14 protein-coding genes are annotated in these 14518 nt (G+C 73.8%); 5 read left to right on the top strand and 9 right to left on the bottom strand.

Annotated features, from left to right (window positions below):
- The first annotated feature begins 456 nt into the window (after positions 1-456).
- The 3 genes from rsgA (at position 457) to BOQ63_RS32420 (ending at position 4119) form a co-directional block, all read left to right on the top strand.
- Positions 457-1617, top strand: a complete 1161-nt coding sequence (rsgA, locus tag BOQ63_RS32410) for a ribosome small subunit-dependent GTPase A (protein WP_079183845.1) — start codon at positions 457-459, stop codon at positions 1615-1617.
- 334 nt (positions 1618-1951) lie between these two features.
- A complete protein-coding gene (locus BOQ63_RS32415) occupies positions 1952-3556 on the top strand; it encodes a DNA-3-methyladenine glycosylase 2 family protein (protein WP_079183846.1) in 1605 nt (534 codons plus the stop codon).
- A 53-nt stretch (positions 3557-3609) separates the two neighbouring features.
- On the top strand, positions 3610-4119 hold the full coding sequence (locus BOQ63_RS32420) for a methylated-DNA--[protein]-cysteine S-methyltransferase (protein WP_030281687.1): 510 nt from the start codon (positions 3610-3612) through the stop codon (positions 4117-4119).
- A 41-nt stretch (positions 4120-4160) separates the two neighbouring features.
- On the opposite strand, the gene BOQ63_RS32425 is transcribed toward BOQ63_RS32420, so the two are convergent.
- The gene (locus BOQ63_RS32425) at positions 4161-4670 is read right to left on the bottom strand and encodes a GNAT family N-acetyltransferase (protein ID WP_030551120.1); all 510 of its coding nucleotides are present in this window, start codon (positions 4668-4670) and stop codon (positions 4161-4163) included.
- Between the two features lie 97 nt (positions 4671-4767).
- The gene (locus tag BOQ63_RS32430) at positions 4768-5283 is read right to left on the bottom strand and encodes a MarR family winged helix-turn-helix transcriptional regulator (RefSeq protein WP_072655399.1); all 516 of its coding nucleotides are present in this window, start codon (positions 5281-5283) and stop codon (positions 4768-4770) included.
- A 144-nt stretch (positions 5284-5427) separates the two neighbouring features.
- On the opposite strand from BOQ63_RS32430, the gene BOQ63_RS32435 reads away from it, so the two are divergent.
- Positions 5428-6924 carry an MFS transporter gene (locus tag BOQ63_RS32435; RefSeq protein ID WP_150476198.1) on the top strand — a complete coding sequence of 499 codons (1497 nt, stop codon included), beginning with the start codon at positions 5428-5430 and terminating at the stop codon, positions 6922-6924.
- On the opposite strand, the gene pth is transcribed toward BOQ63_RS32435, so the two are convergent.
- The 4 genes from pth to BOQ63_RS32455 all read right to left on the bottom strand — a co-directional run bounded on the left by pth (position 6914) and on the right by BOQ63_RS32455 (position 9672).
- On the bottom strand, positions 6914-7498 hold the full coding sequence (pth, locus tag BOQ63_RS32440) for an aminoacyl-tRNA hydrolase (RefSeq protein WP_030281681.1): 585 nt from the start codon (positions 7496-7498) through the stop codon (positions 6914-6916). The two genes, BOQ63_RS32435 and pth, sit on opposite strands and share 11 nt — an antisense overlap.
- A 130-nt stretch (positions 7499-7628) precedes the next feature.
- Positions 7629-8261 (bottom strand): DUF305 domain-containing protein, encoded by a 633-nt coding sequence (locus BOQ63_RS32445; RefSeq protein ID WP_037828900.1) that lies wholly within the window; start codon positions 8259-8261, stop codon positions 7629-7631.
- Positions 8262-8362: 101 nt separating this feature from the next.
- Positions 8363-9025, bottom strand: a complete 663-nt coding sequence (locus BOQ63_RS32450) for a thioredoxin-like domain-containing protein (protein WP_030281671.1) — start codon at positions 9023-9025, stop codon at positions 8363-8365.
- A gap of 104 nt (positions 9026-9129) precedes the next feature.
- A complete protein-coding gene (locus tag BOQ63_RS32455; RefSeq protein WP_143174813.1) occupies positions 9130-9672 on the bottom strand; it encodes a hypothetical protein in 543 nt (180 codons plus the stop codon).
- Between the two features lie 338 nt (positions 9673-10010).
- Here BOQ63_RS32455 and BOQ63_RS32460 point away from each other — a divergent pair, with 338 nt between their 5' ends.
- Positions 10011-11711, top strand: coding sequence for a protein phosphatase 2C domain-containing protein (locus BOQ63_RS32460; protein ID WP_150476199.1), 1701 nt, complete (start codon positions 10011-10013; stop codon positions 11709-11711).
- A gap of 349 nt (positions 11712-12060) precedes the next feature.
- Here the strand turns inward: BOQ63_RS32460 and BOQ63_RS32465 are convergent, their stop codons facing one another.
- The 3 genes from BOQ63_RS32465 to BOQ63_RS32475 all read right to left on the bottom strand — a co-directional run bounded on the left by BOQ63_RS32465 (position 12061) and on the right by BOQ63_RS32475 (position 14517).
- Positions 12061-12714 (bottom strand): class I SAM-dependent methyltransferase, encoded by a 654-nt coding sequence (locus BOQ63_RS32465; RefSeq protein ID WP_072655403.1) that lies wholly within the window; start codon positions 12712-12714, stop codon positions 12061-12063.
- 73 nt (positions 12715-12787) lie between these two features.
- Positions 12788-13387: a TetR/AcrR family transcriptional regulator gene (locus BOQ63_RS32470; protein WP_030281663.1), complete on the bottom strand. Its 600-nt coding sequence runs from the start codon at positions 13385-13387 to the stop codon at positions 12788-12790.
- An 86-nt stretch (positions 13388-13473) separates the two neighbouring features.
- Complete coding sequence (locus BOQ63_RS32475; RefSeq protein WP_030281660.1) at positions 13474-14517, bottom strand: agmatine deiminase family protein; 1044 nt, start codon at positions 14515-14517, stop codon at positions 13474-13476.
- Position 14518 lies beyond the last annotated feature (1 nt).

A 14518-nucleotide genomic window follows, 5' to 3' on the forward strand; every position in this document is an offset into this window, starting at 1 on the left:
CTTCATGGACATTCGGGGTTATTGCCAAGCTGTCGCCCCTCCTGGGGCTCCTGATGGCCTCACAGCCCCGTCGTGGAAGGCGCCCGGCGGACAAGCCGACCCTCCTGCCGCAGCTTGGCCCCTGTATATCCGCATCCCGCACGTAACGCCCGGGCCGTGTCACACCCGTGTCACAGACCCCGTTTGGACTCCCTGGACGTCCCGAACCGGCGGTTCATCCGCAGGTCAAAAATGTGTTGGCTGTCGCCGCGGCCCCCGCTAGCGTGTGACGCGTCAGGTTCGGGGGCCGTTGGGCCGCCCGAGGAGTAGAGAGCAGGAGGTGAACCCCGTGGTCGTTGTCGCCCCGATAGCTGCCCTGGGCAGCACTCGCGTTCACCTCCTCTTCCCGGCCGCCGGCTGAGCCCTCCGCGCCAGCCGTAGCCCGCCGGGACCATCTCCTCCCGAAGGGCCACTGCGTTGTTCAACGCTGCCTCCGTTCCGTCGTTCTCTTCCTCCTCCTTCTCCGGCGACACCTTCGCCGACAACCTCGCCGACCCCGCAGTCGCGGGCTCCCCGCTGGCCGGCTACGGCTGGACGCCCGAGCTCGACGAGCTCTTCGCCCCGCTCGCCGAAGCCGGGCTGCTCCCGGCCCGGATCGTCCGGGTCGACCGCGGCCAGTGCGACGCCGTGCTCGCCGACCCGGAGACGGGCGCGCTGCGCACCGTCCGGTTCGACACCCGGCGGGTGGGCGACGCCGACATGATCAACTGCCCGTGCACCGGCGACTGGGCCGCCGTCGACCTGCACGCCCAACCGATGGCCGCCGTCACCGCGCTGCTGCCGCGCTCCACCGCGATCATCCGCAAGGTGGCCGGCAAGCGTTCCGACGGCCAGGTGCTGGCGGCCAACGTCGACACCGTCCTGATCGCCGCCTCCCTTGCGGCCGATCCCGATCTCGGGCGGATCGAGCGCTTCCTCGCCCTGGCCTGGGAGTCCGGCGCCGAACCCCTGGTCGTCCTCACCAAGGCCGACCTGGTGGACGACGCGGACTTCATCCGGGCCGACGTCGAAGCGGTCGCCCCCGGCGTCACCGTGCTGGTGGTCAGCGCCGAGACGGGCGAGGGCATCGACGTGCTCCGCGCCTGCGCTCCCGGCACCACCGTGCTGATCGGCCAGTCCGGCGTGGGCAAGTCCACCCTCACCAACGCGCTGGTCGGAGCCGAGGTGATGACCGTCCAGCAGGCCCGAGAGGTCGACCAGAAGGGCCGCCACACCACGACCACCCGCGAACTGATGGCACTGCCCGGCGGGGGCGTGCTGATCGACACCCCCGGGCTGCGCGAGGTCGGCCTCTACGGTGGCGAGGGGGTGGACCTGGCCTTCGCCGACATAGCCGAGCTGGCCGAGGGATGCCGCTTCCACGACTGCAACCACCACACCGAGCCCGGCTGCGCGGTGCGGGCGGCGCTGGCCGACGGCACCCTGCCGCAGCGCCGGATGGACAGCTACCTCAAGCTCCAGCGCGAGAACGAGTGGATTGCCTCCCGCTCGGACGCCCGGGTGGCCAAGGCCCGGCTGAACAAGTGGAAGGCGATCACCAAGTCGATGCGTGCGGCGGGAGGTCCGGTGAAGCGTTGAGCGGACGGGTTCCCGGCTCAGGGGACGGGCGTCAGCCGGGCCCGGCTGGTGCTGGACAGTTGCGCTGACCACCTGGCTGTTGCGGCCACCTGTAGTGCCACCTGTTCTGGCCGGCCGCCAGCGGCCGGCCAGAACAGGTGGGGCTGGGGCGCGTGGGTGTGGTGGGCACGGCGGGCGCGGTAGATGGACGCGCGGTGGTGGCGGCGGGTGGGCGGGGGAAGGGGGAGGGGCCCAGAGAACCAGGTGGCCGATTCCCACCTGATCGTTCCGTCGCCGCTCCGGCGCTGCCGGAGCGGCGACGGGCAAACAGCCGATGGGCAACCCCTGAACGGTGATGTCCGATTCCCGCCAGTCACCCCCTCGTCGGTGCCGCAGACTGGACAGCGTGATCGACGACGACATCCGGTACCGAGCCGTGGACAGCCGGGACTCCCGCTTCGACGGGGTCTTCTTCACGGCCGTCACCTCCACCGGCATCTACTGCCGACCGAGTTGCCCCGCCGTGACCCCGAAGCGTGCCAACTGCCGCTTCTACCCCAGTGCCGCGGCCGCTCAAGGCGCCGGGTTCCGGGCCTGCCGCCGTTGCCGACCGGATTCCGTGCCCGGCTCCCCGGAGTGGAACCACCGCGCCGACCTGGTCGGCCGCGCGATGCGCCTGATCGGCGACGGCGTGGTGGACCGCGAGGGCGTCGCGGGCCTGGCCGGTCGGCTCGGCTACAGCGCGCGGCAGCTGCAGCGCCAGCTCATCGCCGAGCTCGGCGCCGGCCCGATCGCGTTGGCCCGCGCCCGCCGCGCCCAGACCGCCCGGCTGCTCCTGCAGACCACCGAGCTGCCCGTCACGGACATCGCGTTCGCGGCCGGGTTCGCCTCCGTCCGCCAGTTCAACGACACCGTCCGGGAGGTCTACGACCGCACCCCCAGCGGCCTGCGCGCCGAGGTCGTGGCGGGCCGCCGCACCGCGACCCCGGCCGGCGGCCTCACCCTGCGCCTGGCCTACCGCGGCGCGATCGACAGCGACCACCTGATCGACTTCCTCGGACTGCGCGCCGTCCCCGGGGTGGAGGAGGTCGTGCCCGGCGCGCGCCCCGGCGTGCGCACCTACCGGCGCACCCTCGCGCTCCCGTACGGTCACGGCATCGCCGAGGTGGACGGCCTGGCTCCGGACGAGCCGCGCACCCGCGGCTGGCTCGACTGCCGCCTGTTGCTCGCCGACCTGCGCGACCTGCCGACCGCCGTCCAGCGCCTGCGCATCCTGTTCGACCTGGACGCCGACCCCGACGCCGTCGACGACCAGCTCGGCGCCGACCCGGTGCTCGGCCCGCTGGTCCGGGAGCGCCCCGGTCTGCGCTCGCCCGGACATGTGGATCCGCACGAGCTGGCCGTCCGCGCCGTGCTCGGCCAGCAGATCACCGTCGGCGCCGCCCGTACTCTGGCGGGCCGGCTCGCGGAGAGGTACGGCGCCGCGCTGCCCGAACCGAGCGGTGGCCTGCGGCTGCTCTTCCCCACGTCGGCGGCGCTGGCGACCGCCGACCCCGAGGACTTCGCGATGCCTGCGGCCCGTCGCCGCGCGCTCACCGGCCTGTGCGCGGCGCTGGCCGAGGGCGTGGTGCGGCTGGACGGCGGGGTGGACCGGGAGGCAGCCGCCGCCCAGCTGCTGGCGTTGCCCGGCATCGGCCCGTGGACGGTCGGCTACCTGCGGATGCGCGCCCTCGCCGACCCCGACGTCTTCCTCCCGAGCGACATCGGCGTCAAGCACGGCCTGATCCGGCTCGGTGCCCCCGGTGACCCGAAGGCCGCCGCCCTCGCCGCCGAGGCCTGGGCCCCGTGGCGCTCCTACGCCGTCCACCGGCTGTGGGCCGGGCCCGTGAGCGCCGCCCCGGGCGGCGTCGGAACGGGAACCGGCACCGGCACCGGAGCCGACACAGGCACTGGCACCTAAACCGGACCCAGCACCAGCTTCAGCACCAGCACCGGAACGGAGAACGACCCGGCATGAGCACCACCGTCTACACCACCATGGAGAGCCCCCTCGGCCGTCTGCTGCTCAGCGGCGTGCTTCCCGAGGGCGGTGGCGCGGCGGCCCTCGCCACCGTCACCGCGCCCGGGCAGAAGTACGCGCTGGCCGAGCCCGCCGACGGCTGGGAGTTCGACCCCGAGGCCCTCGCCGAACCGGTCGCCCAGCTGACCGCCTACTTCAGCGGCGAGCGCACCACCTTCGACCTGCCGCTCGCTCCCGAGGGCACCGAGTTCCGCCGGCGGATCTGGGCCGCGCTGGACGAGGTCCCGTACGGCACGACCGTCACCTACGGCCGACTCGCCGAGCTGGCGGGCGAGTCGCCGCGGATGGTCCGGGCGGTCGGCGGCGCGGTGGGCGCCAACCCGCTGCTGATCGTGCGCCCCTGCCACCGGGTGCTCGGCGCCAACGGCTCGCTCACCGGCTTCGCGGCGGGCGTGGACCGCAAGCGCCGGCTGCTGGAGCTGGAGAGCGGCACCCTCTTCTGACCCGGCGCGTGCGGCGCGCGAAGCCTGCGGGGTGAAGGGCGTCAGTCCCGCAGGTCCACCCGCCAGTTGTTGCTGCGCATGAACCGGCCGGGCGGGAACTCGAACTCCGTCTCGCCGAGCAGCGTGAACCCGGCCTTCGCGCACACCGCGTTGGAGGCGGGGTTGTCCACCGAGGGGAAGGCGTGCAGGAAGCGGTGCGCGGCCTCGCGCCGGGCGGCCGCGACGGCGGCCCGGGTGGCGGTCACGGCGATGCCCTTCCCCTGGTGCCCGGGCAGGACGTTCCACCCCATCTCGTGGACGGTCCCGCCCGCCCAGGTGCGGGTGCCGTAGCCGACCGTGCCGACGGCCTCGCCGCCGGGCAGCAGCACGATCCGGTACATGCAGCCCAGGCCGGAGGGGACGAAGTCCAGGTAGCGCCCGTGCCGGACGAGCAGCTGCTCCTCCGTCTCCGGTCCGCCGACGTGCTTCTTCATCTCCGGGGTGTTCACCCGGCGCAGCAGCGCGAGGTCGGCGTCCGTCCAGGGCTCGATCCGTACCGCGATCTCGGTCATGACGGGGACGGTAGTGGCCTCCGGATCCCGGCGGCCACCCGATTTCGACCGGCCGCTTCCACTGTCCGCTTCGACCGTCCGCCTCGGACGTCCGCGTTCAGCTGCTCCCGGGCCCCTCGGTGAGAGCGCCCGGCTGCGCCAGGGCGCGGGCGAGCTTTTCGAGCGCGGGCAGCGCCTGGACGACGGCCTCGCGGTCGGCCGGGGCGAGGGTGCCGAGCGCGGTGGCGATCCGGCGTTCGTGGGCGTGCTGCCAGTCGTCCAGCTGGCGGCGTCCGGCCGGGGTGAGGGCGATCCGGGCGGTGCGCCGGTCGCCGGGGTCGGCCTGGCGGTCGACGAATCCGGCTTCCAGCAGCTTGCCGACCAGTCCGCTGACGGTGTTGGGGGCGAGCCGCTGGCGGGCGGCGAGCTCGCCGACCCGCAGCGGGGCGGCGGCGAGGGTCTGGAGGAGTTCGACCTGCGCCATCGGCAGGGACTCCCACGGGTAGTCGGTGCGGATGCTGCTGCGCAGTGCGCGGCGCAGCCGGGTGACGGTGTCGGTCAGCCGCCGGGCGTGCTCGACCGCCGGGTCGTGGCTTTCGGCGGCGGAGTCGGGAACGAGCGGTGACGACGGCATGGCGGACAGCGTATCGCCTGGTACGGGGCGTTCCGGGGGCGCTGTCCGCTGCTCGGACGCGGGGTGGACGCACCGCGAGATCCTTCGTATCGCAGCACGAGCAACTCGTAGAGAGAACATATCTGCATCCGATATATTTGTGGCATGAACGCCACCGCTCTTGTCGCGCGCCTGCTCACCGAGCGGCCCCGGCCCCGCGGCATAGCCGGCTGGCGCCACGCCCACTGGCTGGCCGTCGGCACCGTCTGTCTCGGAGCCTTCCTGGGCCAGCTCGACGCCAGCGTCATCGCCCTGGTCTTCCCCGCCCTCGGCCGCCACTTCGGCGCGGGCTTCGCCGCCGTCGAGTGGGTCGCCCTCGCCTACCTGCTCGTCCTGGTCGCCCTGCTGGCCCCGATCGGCTGGCTATCCGACCTGGTAGGCCGCAAGACCATGTACATCGGCGGCTTCGCCGTCTTCGGCCTCTCCTCGCTCGGCGCCGGGTTCGCCGAGAGCCTGTGGATCCTGGTCGGCTGCCGCGCCGTGCAGGCCGTCGGCGCCGCGATGATGCAGGCCAACAGCGTCGCCCTGGTCGCACGCGGCGTCCCCGAGCACGCGATGCGGCGCGCCCTCGGCATCCAGGCCGCCGCCCAGGGCCTCGGGCTGGCGCTCGGGCCCAGCCTCGGCGGGCTGCTGGTGGAGCACGCCTCGTGGCAGTGGGTGTTCTGGGTGAACGTGCCGATCGCCGTGTTCGGCATCGTGGCCGGCTGGTACCTGCTGCCCCGCACCCGGACCTGCCCGCCGGCGGCGGTCCCGACGACGGTCCCGCAGCCGCGTGGCCGGGCGCCGCGTGGCCGGGGACCGCGTGCCCGGAGCCCGCGCGAGCCCCGCTTCGACCTGCCCGGCATGCTGCTGCTCACCGGCGCGACCACCGCGCTGCTGCTCGCCCTGTCCACCGCCTCCGGCCTGCCGCTGCCCGGCTGGGCGGTCGCGGCCCTGCTGCTGGCCGCCGCCGTCCTCGCCGTGGCGCTGGTGCGCCAGGAGCGGCGAGCGGCCCGGCCGATCCTGGCGCCGGGGCTGGTCAACACCCCGGGAGTGCGGTCCGGGCTGGTGGTGGCGCTGATCGGCTACCTGCTGCTGTTCTGCCCGTTGGTGCTGGGCCCGGTGCGGCTCACCGGCGCGGGCGTGTCGACGGCCGCCGCCGGGCTGGTGGTCACGCTGCTTCCCGCCGCGTTCGCCGTCGCGGCGACGGTCGGCGGCGGACTGCTGCCCCGGGGCTGGTCGGACGTCACCCGGTGCCGCTTCGGCGCCGGCCTGGCCGCCGCCGGACTGCTGCTGTTCGCCGCACTGCCGGCCTCGGCCGCGGCCGTCGCGGCCCCGCTGCTGGTCGCCGGGTACGGGCTGGGCCTGCTGCTGCCCGCCAACAACGCCCTGGTGATGCGGGCGATCCCGGCGGAGTGCTCGGCCGTCGGTGGCGGCATGGTGAACATGGCGCGCAGCCTGGGCACCGCGCTCGGCATGGCGCTGTCCGTCCTCGGTGTCCACCTGGCGGGCGCGGCGTCCGGTGGGCGGACGGTGCTGGCCGTCCTGGCGGCGGTCGCGGTGGCGGCGGTCGCGCTGACCCGGCCCGCCGCCCCTCGGAGCCGTCCGGCGGCTACGCGCTGACGTTCAGGGCGTCCTGGGCCCGGTTCAGCCCGAGCCGCACCAGCGTCTCCAGGGCGTCCGCGCAGCGGTCCGTCACCTGCGGCATCGCGGCGAGTTCCTCGTCCGAGAACTTCTTCAGCACGTAGTCGCCGACGCTCTGCCCCTTCGGCGGGCGCCCGATGCCGAAGCGCAGCCGGACGAAGTCCCGGGTGCCGAGCACCTCGCCCACCGACCGCACCCCGTTGTGCCCGCCCGGGCCGCCGCCGCGCTTCAACTTGCCGGTGCCGTAGGCGAAGTCCAGGTCGTCCTGGACGACCACCAGGCGCTCGACCGGCACCCCGTAGCGGCGCAGCAGGGCGGCCACCGGCCGGCCGGACAGGTTGATGGACCACCACAGCGGCTTGGCCAGCAGCACCTGCCGGCCGTCCACCTCGATCTCCGCGACCACGGCGCCGATCCCGCGCCGGCGGAACCGCGCGCCGTACCGCTCGGCCAGCCGGTCCACGGCCAGGAAGCCGGCGTTGTGCCGGGTCAGCCGGAACCAGGGGCCGGGATTGCCCAGTCCGGCGATCAGCCAGGGCGCATCGGTGGTCATGCGGGAGTGCTCCAGGAGGGGGTGCGGACAGCGGAGGGGTGCGGACGGCGGACGGCCGGGGCGCGGTACGGGCGGTCGCGGGACCGTCGTCGCGCCCCGGCCGTCCGGGGGAACGAGGGGCTTGCGGGAGTCAGGACGCGGGCACGCCGGGGGCGGCGCCGCGCTCCTTGAGCATGCCGGTCATCAGCTCCAGCTCGGACGTCTGGGCGACCACCATCGACTGGGCGAGCCGCTTCTCGACGTCGTTCTTCGCCATGTCGACGTAGCCCTGGGCCATCTCCACGCCGCCCTTGTGGTGCTCGATCATCAGCTGGAGGTAGTACACCTCGGCGTCCCGCCCGCTGAGCGTGCGCAGCTTCGCCATCTGGGCGTTGGTGGCCATGCCCGGCATCAGCGAACCGTCGTGCGCCTGGTAGTCGTGGTCCATCTTCATCCACGTCATCGGCTTGGCGGTCGAGTGCTGCGACAGCCCCCACTGGTCGAGCCAGCCCGTCATCATCCCGCGCTGGTTGGCCTGGGTGTTGATGATGTCGAAGGCGAGGGTGCGGGTCGGCTCGTCGCTCGTGCGGTCCCGGACGATGAACGACAGGTCCACCGCCTGCTGGTGGTGGGTCGCCATGTCGCGGGCGAAACCGGCCTCGGGCGAGTCGTCCGCGGGGACGGCGATCGAGGACGAACCGGAGGCCGAGGTCCCGCCGGCCACCAGGGCCGGCACCCCGAGCGCCAGCGCCACCACGGCGGCCAGCACGGCCGGCCACCACATCCGGCGACGGCCGGGTCGCTCCGCGGTCTGCTCCTCCGGCTCGCCCGCTGCGTCCGTTGCGCCCGCTGCCGAGGTCTCCTCGGGGCGGGTCCCGTCGGCGGTCACATCTCCCCCATGGTGCAGGAGGCGCCCGGCTCCTGGGTCTGCTTGCCCTGGACGTACTTGGTGAAGAACTGGTTGACCCGCGGGTCACTCGCGCTGTCCACGATCAGCTGGGTGCTCCAGGCGTTCAGGGTGATGGTGCCCTGCTCGTCCGGGTACGGGCTCATCAGCGAGTACGGGGTGGCCTTGACCTTGTCGGTGAGGATCTTGATGTCGTCCGCGGTGGCCTTGCCGTTGTACGTCACCCAGACCGCGCCGTGCTCCAGCGAGTGGACGGCGCGCTCGTTCTCGACCGGCTTGTCGTAGACGTGGCCCATGCAGTCCAGCCAGACCGCGTTGTGGTCACCGCCGACCGGCGGGGTCATCGGGTAGTTGACCTTGTCCTTGACGTGGTTGCGGCTCAGGTCGCCGAAGGTCTTCACGCCCGGGATGTCCGCGTTGGCGGCGGCCTCGCGGTCCTTCTTCTTCTGGTTCTGGTCCATGACGAACCAGGTGCCGGTCGCGATCGCGCCGATCACCAGCACACCGGCGGCCACCGAGGCGATCACCTTGTTGCGGCGGTCGCGGCGCTGCTCGGCGGCGCGCAGCTCGGCTATCCGGGTGCGGCGGTCGACGCCGCCCTTGCCGCCGGGCTTGTTGGACTGCTTAGAGGCGGAACCCATGATGGTTGTCCTTGTCCCCGCCGCGCACGGCTTGTGGCGGCGGTCGGCTGAAGAGGGGGGAGTGGCGGACCCGCCGAAGGGAAAGCGTCGGCGGTGGGTTCCGCTCAGGACCGGTGGACCTGGAGCTCGTGCAGATCAGGGGCCGGGTGCGGGCCGTCCAGCAGTCCCGCGGGCACCACCCGGGGCAGCGCCTCGGGTGCCGGGGAGACGAGTGGCCATGCGGCGGGCTGCGGATGCGGCGGCGGGTTCGGCAGCTGGGCGTCCTGCGGGCAGAACGGGTGGCTGGAGCAGCCGTTGTTGTGCGGCGGCTGGCCGTCGGCGGTGCACAGGATCCAGTGATCCTGCTGCTCCGCGATGCGGTGGTGGCCGTCGGAGGCCCGGGCGGCGTCGCGCGCGGCGTCACGGGCGGTGTCCCGTGCCGCCTCACGCGCGAGCGGGGTCTGCGCGGTGGCCTCAGCCGCGGTGACCACCGAGACGGCGCTCACCGGGCCCGGCCCCGGACGGGCGGACGCGTCCGCCTTCGCCAGGCCCGTACACGGCAGCACGGTCAACAGGGCGACCAGCAGCAGGCCCAACAGCGCACCCGCCGGGCGGCCCGCCGATGCGGCCCTCCCCGGTCGGGGTGAGCTCGGGGCCGACGCGGTCATGCGCACATTTAATCAGCCGAACGGGTGAAGCGATGCCCCTCATCGGCCCTCATTTTCGGCCGCCAACACCCCGCAATCTCCAGGAAACGCCCTGCTCGGGGCACATCCGGCAAGCGCGGACGGAACGGAAACGCACGCCGTGACGACGGCCGTACCGTCTTGCCGCCGCCCTGCCGCCCCGCCGCCGGCTAAGCACCAGGTGAACGCGGTGGCCGGGATGATCCGGTCGGTGACCGGTTGTCGCCGAAACCCGGACAGCGTCGTTGCACTTGGAGACAATGACGCCAGTCCGGCCCCGCCGGGGGCGGCGCGACCACGGACCGACCAGGAGCCGCCAGATGAGCAAGCAGGGTGCACCCGCACAGCCGCCCCGGCCCGACGACGGCTGGTGGGACACCGTCTACGACGGGCCGGCGGGCACCCTCCCCGACACCCCGCACGCCGACCCGGGCGACGGCAGCGTCGACGACTGGTTCGACACGGCGGCGGGACTGATCGGGCAGCAGCGGACGGCGGTGCCGGAGGTGGCTGCGGAGCCGGTCACGGAGCCGGTGGTGGCGCCTGCTGCCGAACCGGCTGCGGAGCCGGTCACGGAGCCGGTGGTGGCGCCTGCTGCCGAACCGGTGGTGGCGCGGGACGGCCTCGACGACTGGTTCGACACCGCCCTCGGCGTGATCGGGGGGACCGGCGGCATCGGACGCCAGCGCCGCTCGACCGAGACCGCCGCCGACGCGCCGGAGCCAGAGGCCCCGCCCACCCCGGTCTCCCTGGAAAAGCCCGCCCCGGCCCCCGAACCCGAACCCGAACCTGCACCGTCCGTGGAACCGGAATCCTCTGCGGAACCGGAACCGGAACCGGAACCGGAACCGGAGCCGGAACCGGAACCGGAGCCGGAACCGGAACCGGAGCCGGAGCCGGAACCGGAGGCCGCTCCTGCCCCGGCACCGGAGCCGGAGGTCGCCCCTGCCACCGAACCGGAGGTCGCTCCTGCCCCGGAACCCGTCGCCGTCAAGGAACCGGCCCCCGAACCCGAACCCGACCATGCGCCGCAGCCCGACCCGGAGCGCTCCGCCCCCATCCCCGACCCGCGCCTGGCCATCCGCGCCCCGCTCACCGACAGCGGCCCCGCCGTCCCGCACGTCGGCGAGCGGCCCCCGACGTACGGGCCCGAGCCGACGGCCGTACCCGAGGCCGACCCGGGCACGCTGAACGCCGTCGTACCGGACACCGCGCTGGAAGGCGCCCAGTACGGGACGACCGTGCTGCGCGCCGTCTCCGTCCGGGGTGACTCCGCCCGCTACCGGGGTGAGCCGCGCCGGGACAGCCTGCTCGTCACCAGGTTCGGCGACGGCCCCGACGGGCTGCTGCTCGCCGTCCTCGCGGGCTACGACCGCACCGACGGCGCCGAGGACGAGTCGTTCACCGCGCAGGCCGTCGCCGCCGCTACCGGCGAGGCCTGCCGCCAGCTCGCCGCCGCGATCGGACGCAGCCGGGCCGGCCTGGCCGCCGACCTGCGCGAGGGCGCCAGGGACCGCCTGCGCTACGGCCTCCAGCGCCTGGCCACCGGCGCCGCCGCCCCGCTGCGTGCGCTGGCACCCCGGAAGGAGGGGGACGACTCCCCGTTCCCGGCCTCGCTGCACTGCCTGCTCGTGTCGCTCGACCCGGCGGCGGGCTACCGCGCCGCCTTCGGCGTCGGCCCCGGCGGGCTCTACCTGCTGCGCTCCGGCCACTGGATCGACGCCTACGCGGCCCGGCTGCTCCACCACCCGGACGGCCAACCGCCCGTTCCGGAAGCCCCGGTACCGGACCCGCGCCCGTTCCGCTTCCGCCTCGTCCCGGCCACCCCGGGCGACATCCTCCTGCTGTGCACCCCGGGCCTGTCCCACCCGATCGCCGACGAGCCCGCCGTCGCCCACTTCCTCTCCGCCCATTGGGCCCACCCCCACCCCCCGGGCACCGTCTACTTCCTCCGCCAGGTCCAAGTCCGCGCCAAGGGCTACGCCGACGACCGCACCGCCGCCGCCATCTGGACCGAGTAGACACGGCCCCGCACCAGAAGTCGGCCCACCCGACTTCTGGTGCGTCCGGTCCCGCTCCGGGCCCACACCCGCGGGCCCGGGAACCGGGTTTGCCGCTTGGGGTGATCGGCCTGCGGCCACCGGTGCGTGGATGCGGTGTCGCTGTTGCCCGCGCCCGGCCGGGCCTGTCTGTCTGCCGGTCAGTCGCCCGGGGCCGTTGCGCCGGAAGTCGGCCTGGTCGACTTCGCCTGCGGGCCCCGGCTGCCTCCTCGCGTGGGCGCCCCAGCGCCCCAGCGCCCCCGCGGTGTCGCGGGGCGCGCAGGTGTGCGGCGATACGGCATCAGCGGCCTCGCCGCGGGAGTGAGCCCCGTCAAGGCGCCTCGGGTTTGCGGGCCAGCAGGCAGGCGCGCGGTCTGTTCGCCCGCCCGCCGGGTTCCTGTTCCAGCTTCGCGGTGACCACGAGTCCGGCCTGCTCCAGCAGGTCGACCATGCGGTTCAGGGGCAGGAGGTATGACTCGTAGGACACCGGTTGGCCGTAGCCCCGGGTCGGCTGCAGCCGTTCGTCGCCGACGTAGTCCCCCCAGAGGAGGTAGCCGCCGGGCGCGAGCGTGCGGTGGAACTCGGCGAACACCGCCGGCAGCCACTGAGGGGGCGTGTGGTGTGTGGAGTACCAGGCCAGGATGCCACCGAGCTCGTCGTCCTCCATCTCCAGCGCGGTCATCGATCCCACGGTGAACCGCAGGTTCGGGTGGGCGTGCCGGGCCAGCTCGATCATGTTCGGTGACAGATCGACGCCGAAGGCGGACACTCCCAGCTCGGCCAGGTGCGCCGTCACGCGGCCGGGGCCGCATCCCAGGTCCGCGACGAGACCGGGACCGGCCGTCCGCACGAGCTCGGCGAGCCCCGCCAGCATCGCGCGTGACAGCGGATCCATCGCGGCTGGAGGCGGAACGCGTTCGACGTAAGCGGCGGCGACGGTGTCGTACGACTCGCGGACGGCGGTCAGGAAGGAGGGCTCAGCCATGCGGGCGACCCTAGACCAGGGGAACGACGACCCTTGTCACGCCCTTGAGTTGACGGATGGGGGCCGCAGGGGTTCAGGTGCGGAGGAGGGTGGTGGCGACGGAGGTGGCGTGGGTGAGGGCGGTGGGCGGGTGGGCGTCGGGGAGACCGATGGCGATGGGGACGGCCAGGCCGTCGAGGAGGGCGCGGAGTTGGGCGGCGCGGGCGGGGGCGGGGCCGGGGGTGAAGTGGCCGGTGGTGGTGCCCTGTTCGATGAGGGTGACCAGGTCGGCCTGCCAGGGGGTTTCGATCTCCTGTTGGCCCCGGCGGAGCTCGTCGCTGGCGGGGGAGCGGCCCCAGACCTCGACCCAGAGGATCCAGCGCGGGTCGCCGGGGCCTTCGGGCAGGTAGAGGCGCAGGTAGGCGTCGAGGCGCTGCCAGGGGTCGAGGGTGGGGTCGGTGAGGGCTTCGCGGCGGCGGGCGCCGAGTTGGTCCTCGCTCCAGCGGAGGGTTTCCAGCAGGAGCTGGTCCTTGGTGCCGAAGTAGTAGAGCAGGTGTCCGGCGCTCATCTGGAGCTGTTTGCCGAGGCCGGCCATGGTGAGTTTGGCGAGCCCGTGTTCGGCGATGGCGGCCCGGGCGGTGGCGAAGACCTCCTCGCGGGGGCGCGCCGGTCGGCGCGGGCGGGGGTCGGCCATGGTGGGGCTGCTTCCTGGGAGGAGGTGGGCAGGACCGGAGGGTACCGGGGTGGGGGCGGGTGCCCCCACCCCGGTGGCCGGGGGCGTCAGGCCTTGGGCTGCTGCTGGGTGATGCAGTGGATGCCGCCGCCGTTGGCGAAGATCTCGCGGGCGTCGACGAGTTCGACGGTGCGGCCGGGGTAGGCCTCGGCGAGGATGTCGGCGGCCTGCTGGTCGCGCGGGTCGTCGAAGGCGCACAGCACGACGGCGCCGTTGGCGACGTAGTGGTTGATGTAGGAGTAGTCGACCGGCTCGCCGTCCTCGTCGAACAGGACGGTGGGGGCGGGCAGTTCGATGACCTCCAGCTGCCGGCCCCGGGCGTCGGTGGAGGCGCGCAGGAGGGTGACCAGTTCCTGGCAGACGGCGTGGTCCGGGTGGGAGGGGTCGGGCTGGACGTGGGCGACGACGACGCCGGGGCGGACGAAGGAGGCGACGATGTCGATGTGGCCGCGGGTGCCGAACTCGTCGTAGTCGCGGGTGAGTCCGCGCGGCAGCCAGATGGCCTTGGTGGTGCCGAGGAAGGCGTGCAGCTCGGCCTCGACCTGCTCCTTGGTCCAGTCGGCGTTGCGGCCCTCGCCGAGCTGGACGGTCTCGGTGACGAGCACGGTGCCGTCGCCGTCGACGTGGATGCCGCCGCCCTCGTTGATCAGCCGGGAGGCGAAGCGCTGGACGTCCGCGAGTTCGCTGATGTGTTCGGCGATGTGCTGGTCCTTGTCCCAGCGGGCCCAGGACTGGGCACCCCACCCGTTGAAGATCCAGTCGGCGGCGGCGAGCGAGCCCTTGCCGTCGATCAGGAAGGACGGGCCGATGTCGCGCATCCAGGCGTCGTTGAGCGGGCGCTCGACGATCTCGACCTGCTCGGAGACGTACTTGCGGGCCTCGGCGGTCTCACCGGTGTTGACGATCAGCGTGACCGGCTCGTACCGGACGACGGTGTCGGCGACGGCGGCCCAGGCCTGGCGGCCGGCGTGCAGTGCCTCGGGGCTGTCGAAGGTGGGGTTGGCGGTCGGGAAGGCCATCCAGGTGCGGTCGTGGGGGTGCCATTCGGCGGGCATCCGGTAGCCGAGGGAGGCGGGCGTGGGGGTGGTCATC

Origin of the sequence: Streptomyces viridifaciens (genome assembly GCF_001888885.2) — a bacterium.
GTDB classification, from domain to species: Bacteria; Actinomycetota; Actinomycetes; order Streptomycetales; family Streptomycetaceae; genus Kitasatospora; species Kitasatospora aureofaciens.

Excerpts from the sequence above, each read along its gene's own strand:
- BOQ63_RS32415 (WP_079183846.1), top strand. The coding sequence starts at position 1,952 with ATGTCCGATTCCCGCCAGTCACCCCCTCGTCGGTGCCGCAGACTGGAC.
- BOQ63_RS32420 (WP_030281687.1), top strand. The coding sequence starts at position 3,610 with ATGAGCACCACCGTCTACACCACCATGGAGAGCCCCCTCGGCCGTCTG.
- BOQ63_RS32425 (WP_030551120.1), bottom strand. The coding sequence starts at position 4,670 with ATGACCGAGATCGCGGTACGGATCGAGCCCTGGACGGACGCCGACCTC.
- BOQ63_RS32430 (WP_072655399.1), bottom strand. The coding sequence starts at position 5,283 with ATGCCGTCGTCACCGCTCGTTCCCGACTCCGCCGCCGAAAGCCACGAC.
- BOQ63_RS32435 (WP_150476198.1), top strand. The coding sequence starts at position 5,428 with ATGAACGCCACCGCTCTTGTCGCGCGCCTGCTCACCGAGCGGCCCCGG.
- pth (WP_030281681.1), bottom strand. The coding sequence starts at position 7,498 with ATGACCACCGATGCGCCCTGGCTGATCGCCGGACTGGGCAATCCCGGC.
- BOQ63_RS32445 (WP_037828900.1), bottom strand. The coding sequence starts at position 8,261 with ATGTGGTGGCCGGCCGTGCTGGCCGCCGTGGTGGCGCTGGCGCTCGGG.
- BOQ63_RS32450 (WP_030281671.1), bottom strand. The coding sequence starts at position 9,025 with ATGGGTTCCGCCTCTAAGCAGTCCAACAAGCCCGGCGGCAAGGGCGGC.
- BOQ63_RS32455 (WP_143174813.1), bottom strand. The coding sequence starts at position 9,672 with ATGACCGCGTCGGCCCCGAGCTCACCCCGACCGGGGAGGGCCGCATCG.
- BOQ63_RS32460 (WP_150476199.1), top strand. The coding sequence starts at position 10,011 with ATGAGCAAGCAGGGTGCACCCGCACAGCCGCCCCGGCCCGACGACGGC.
- BOQ63_RS32465 (WP_072655403.1), bottom strand. The coding sequence starts at position 12,714 with ATGGCTGAGCCCTCCTTCCTGACCGCCGTCCGCGAGTCGTACGACACC.
- BOQ63_RS32470 (WP_030281663.1), bottom strand. The coding sequence starts at position 13,387 with ATGGCCGACCCCCGCCCGCGCCGACCGGCGCGCCCCCGCGAGGAGGTC.
- BOQ63_RS32475 (WP_030281660.1), bottom strand. The coding sequence starts at position 14,517 with ATGACCACCCCCACGCCCGCCTCCCTCGGCTACCGGATGCCCGCCGAA.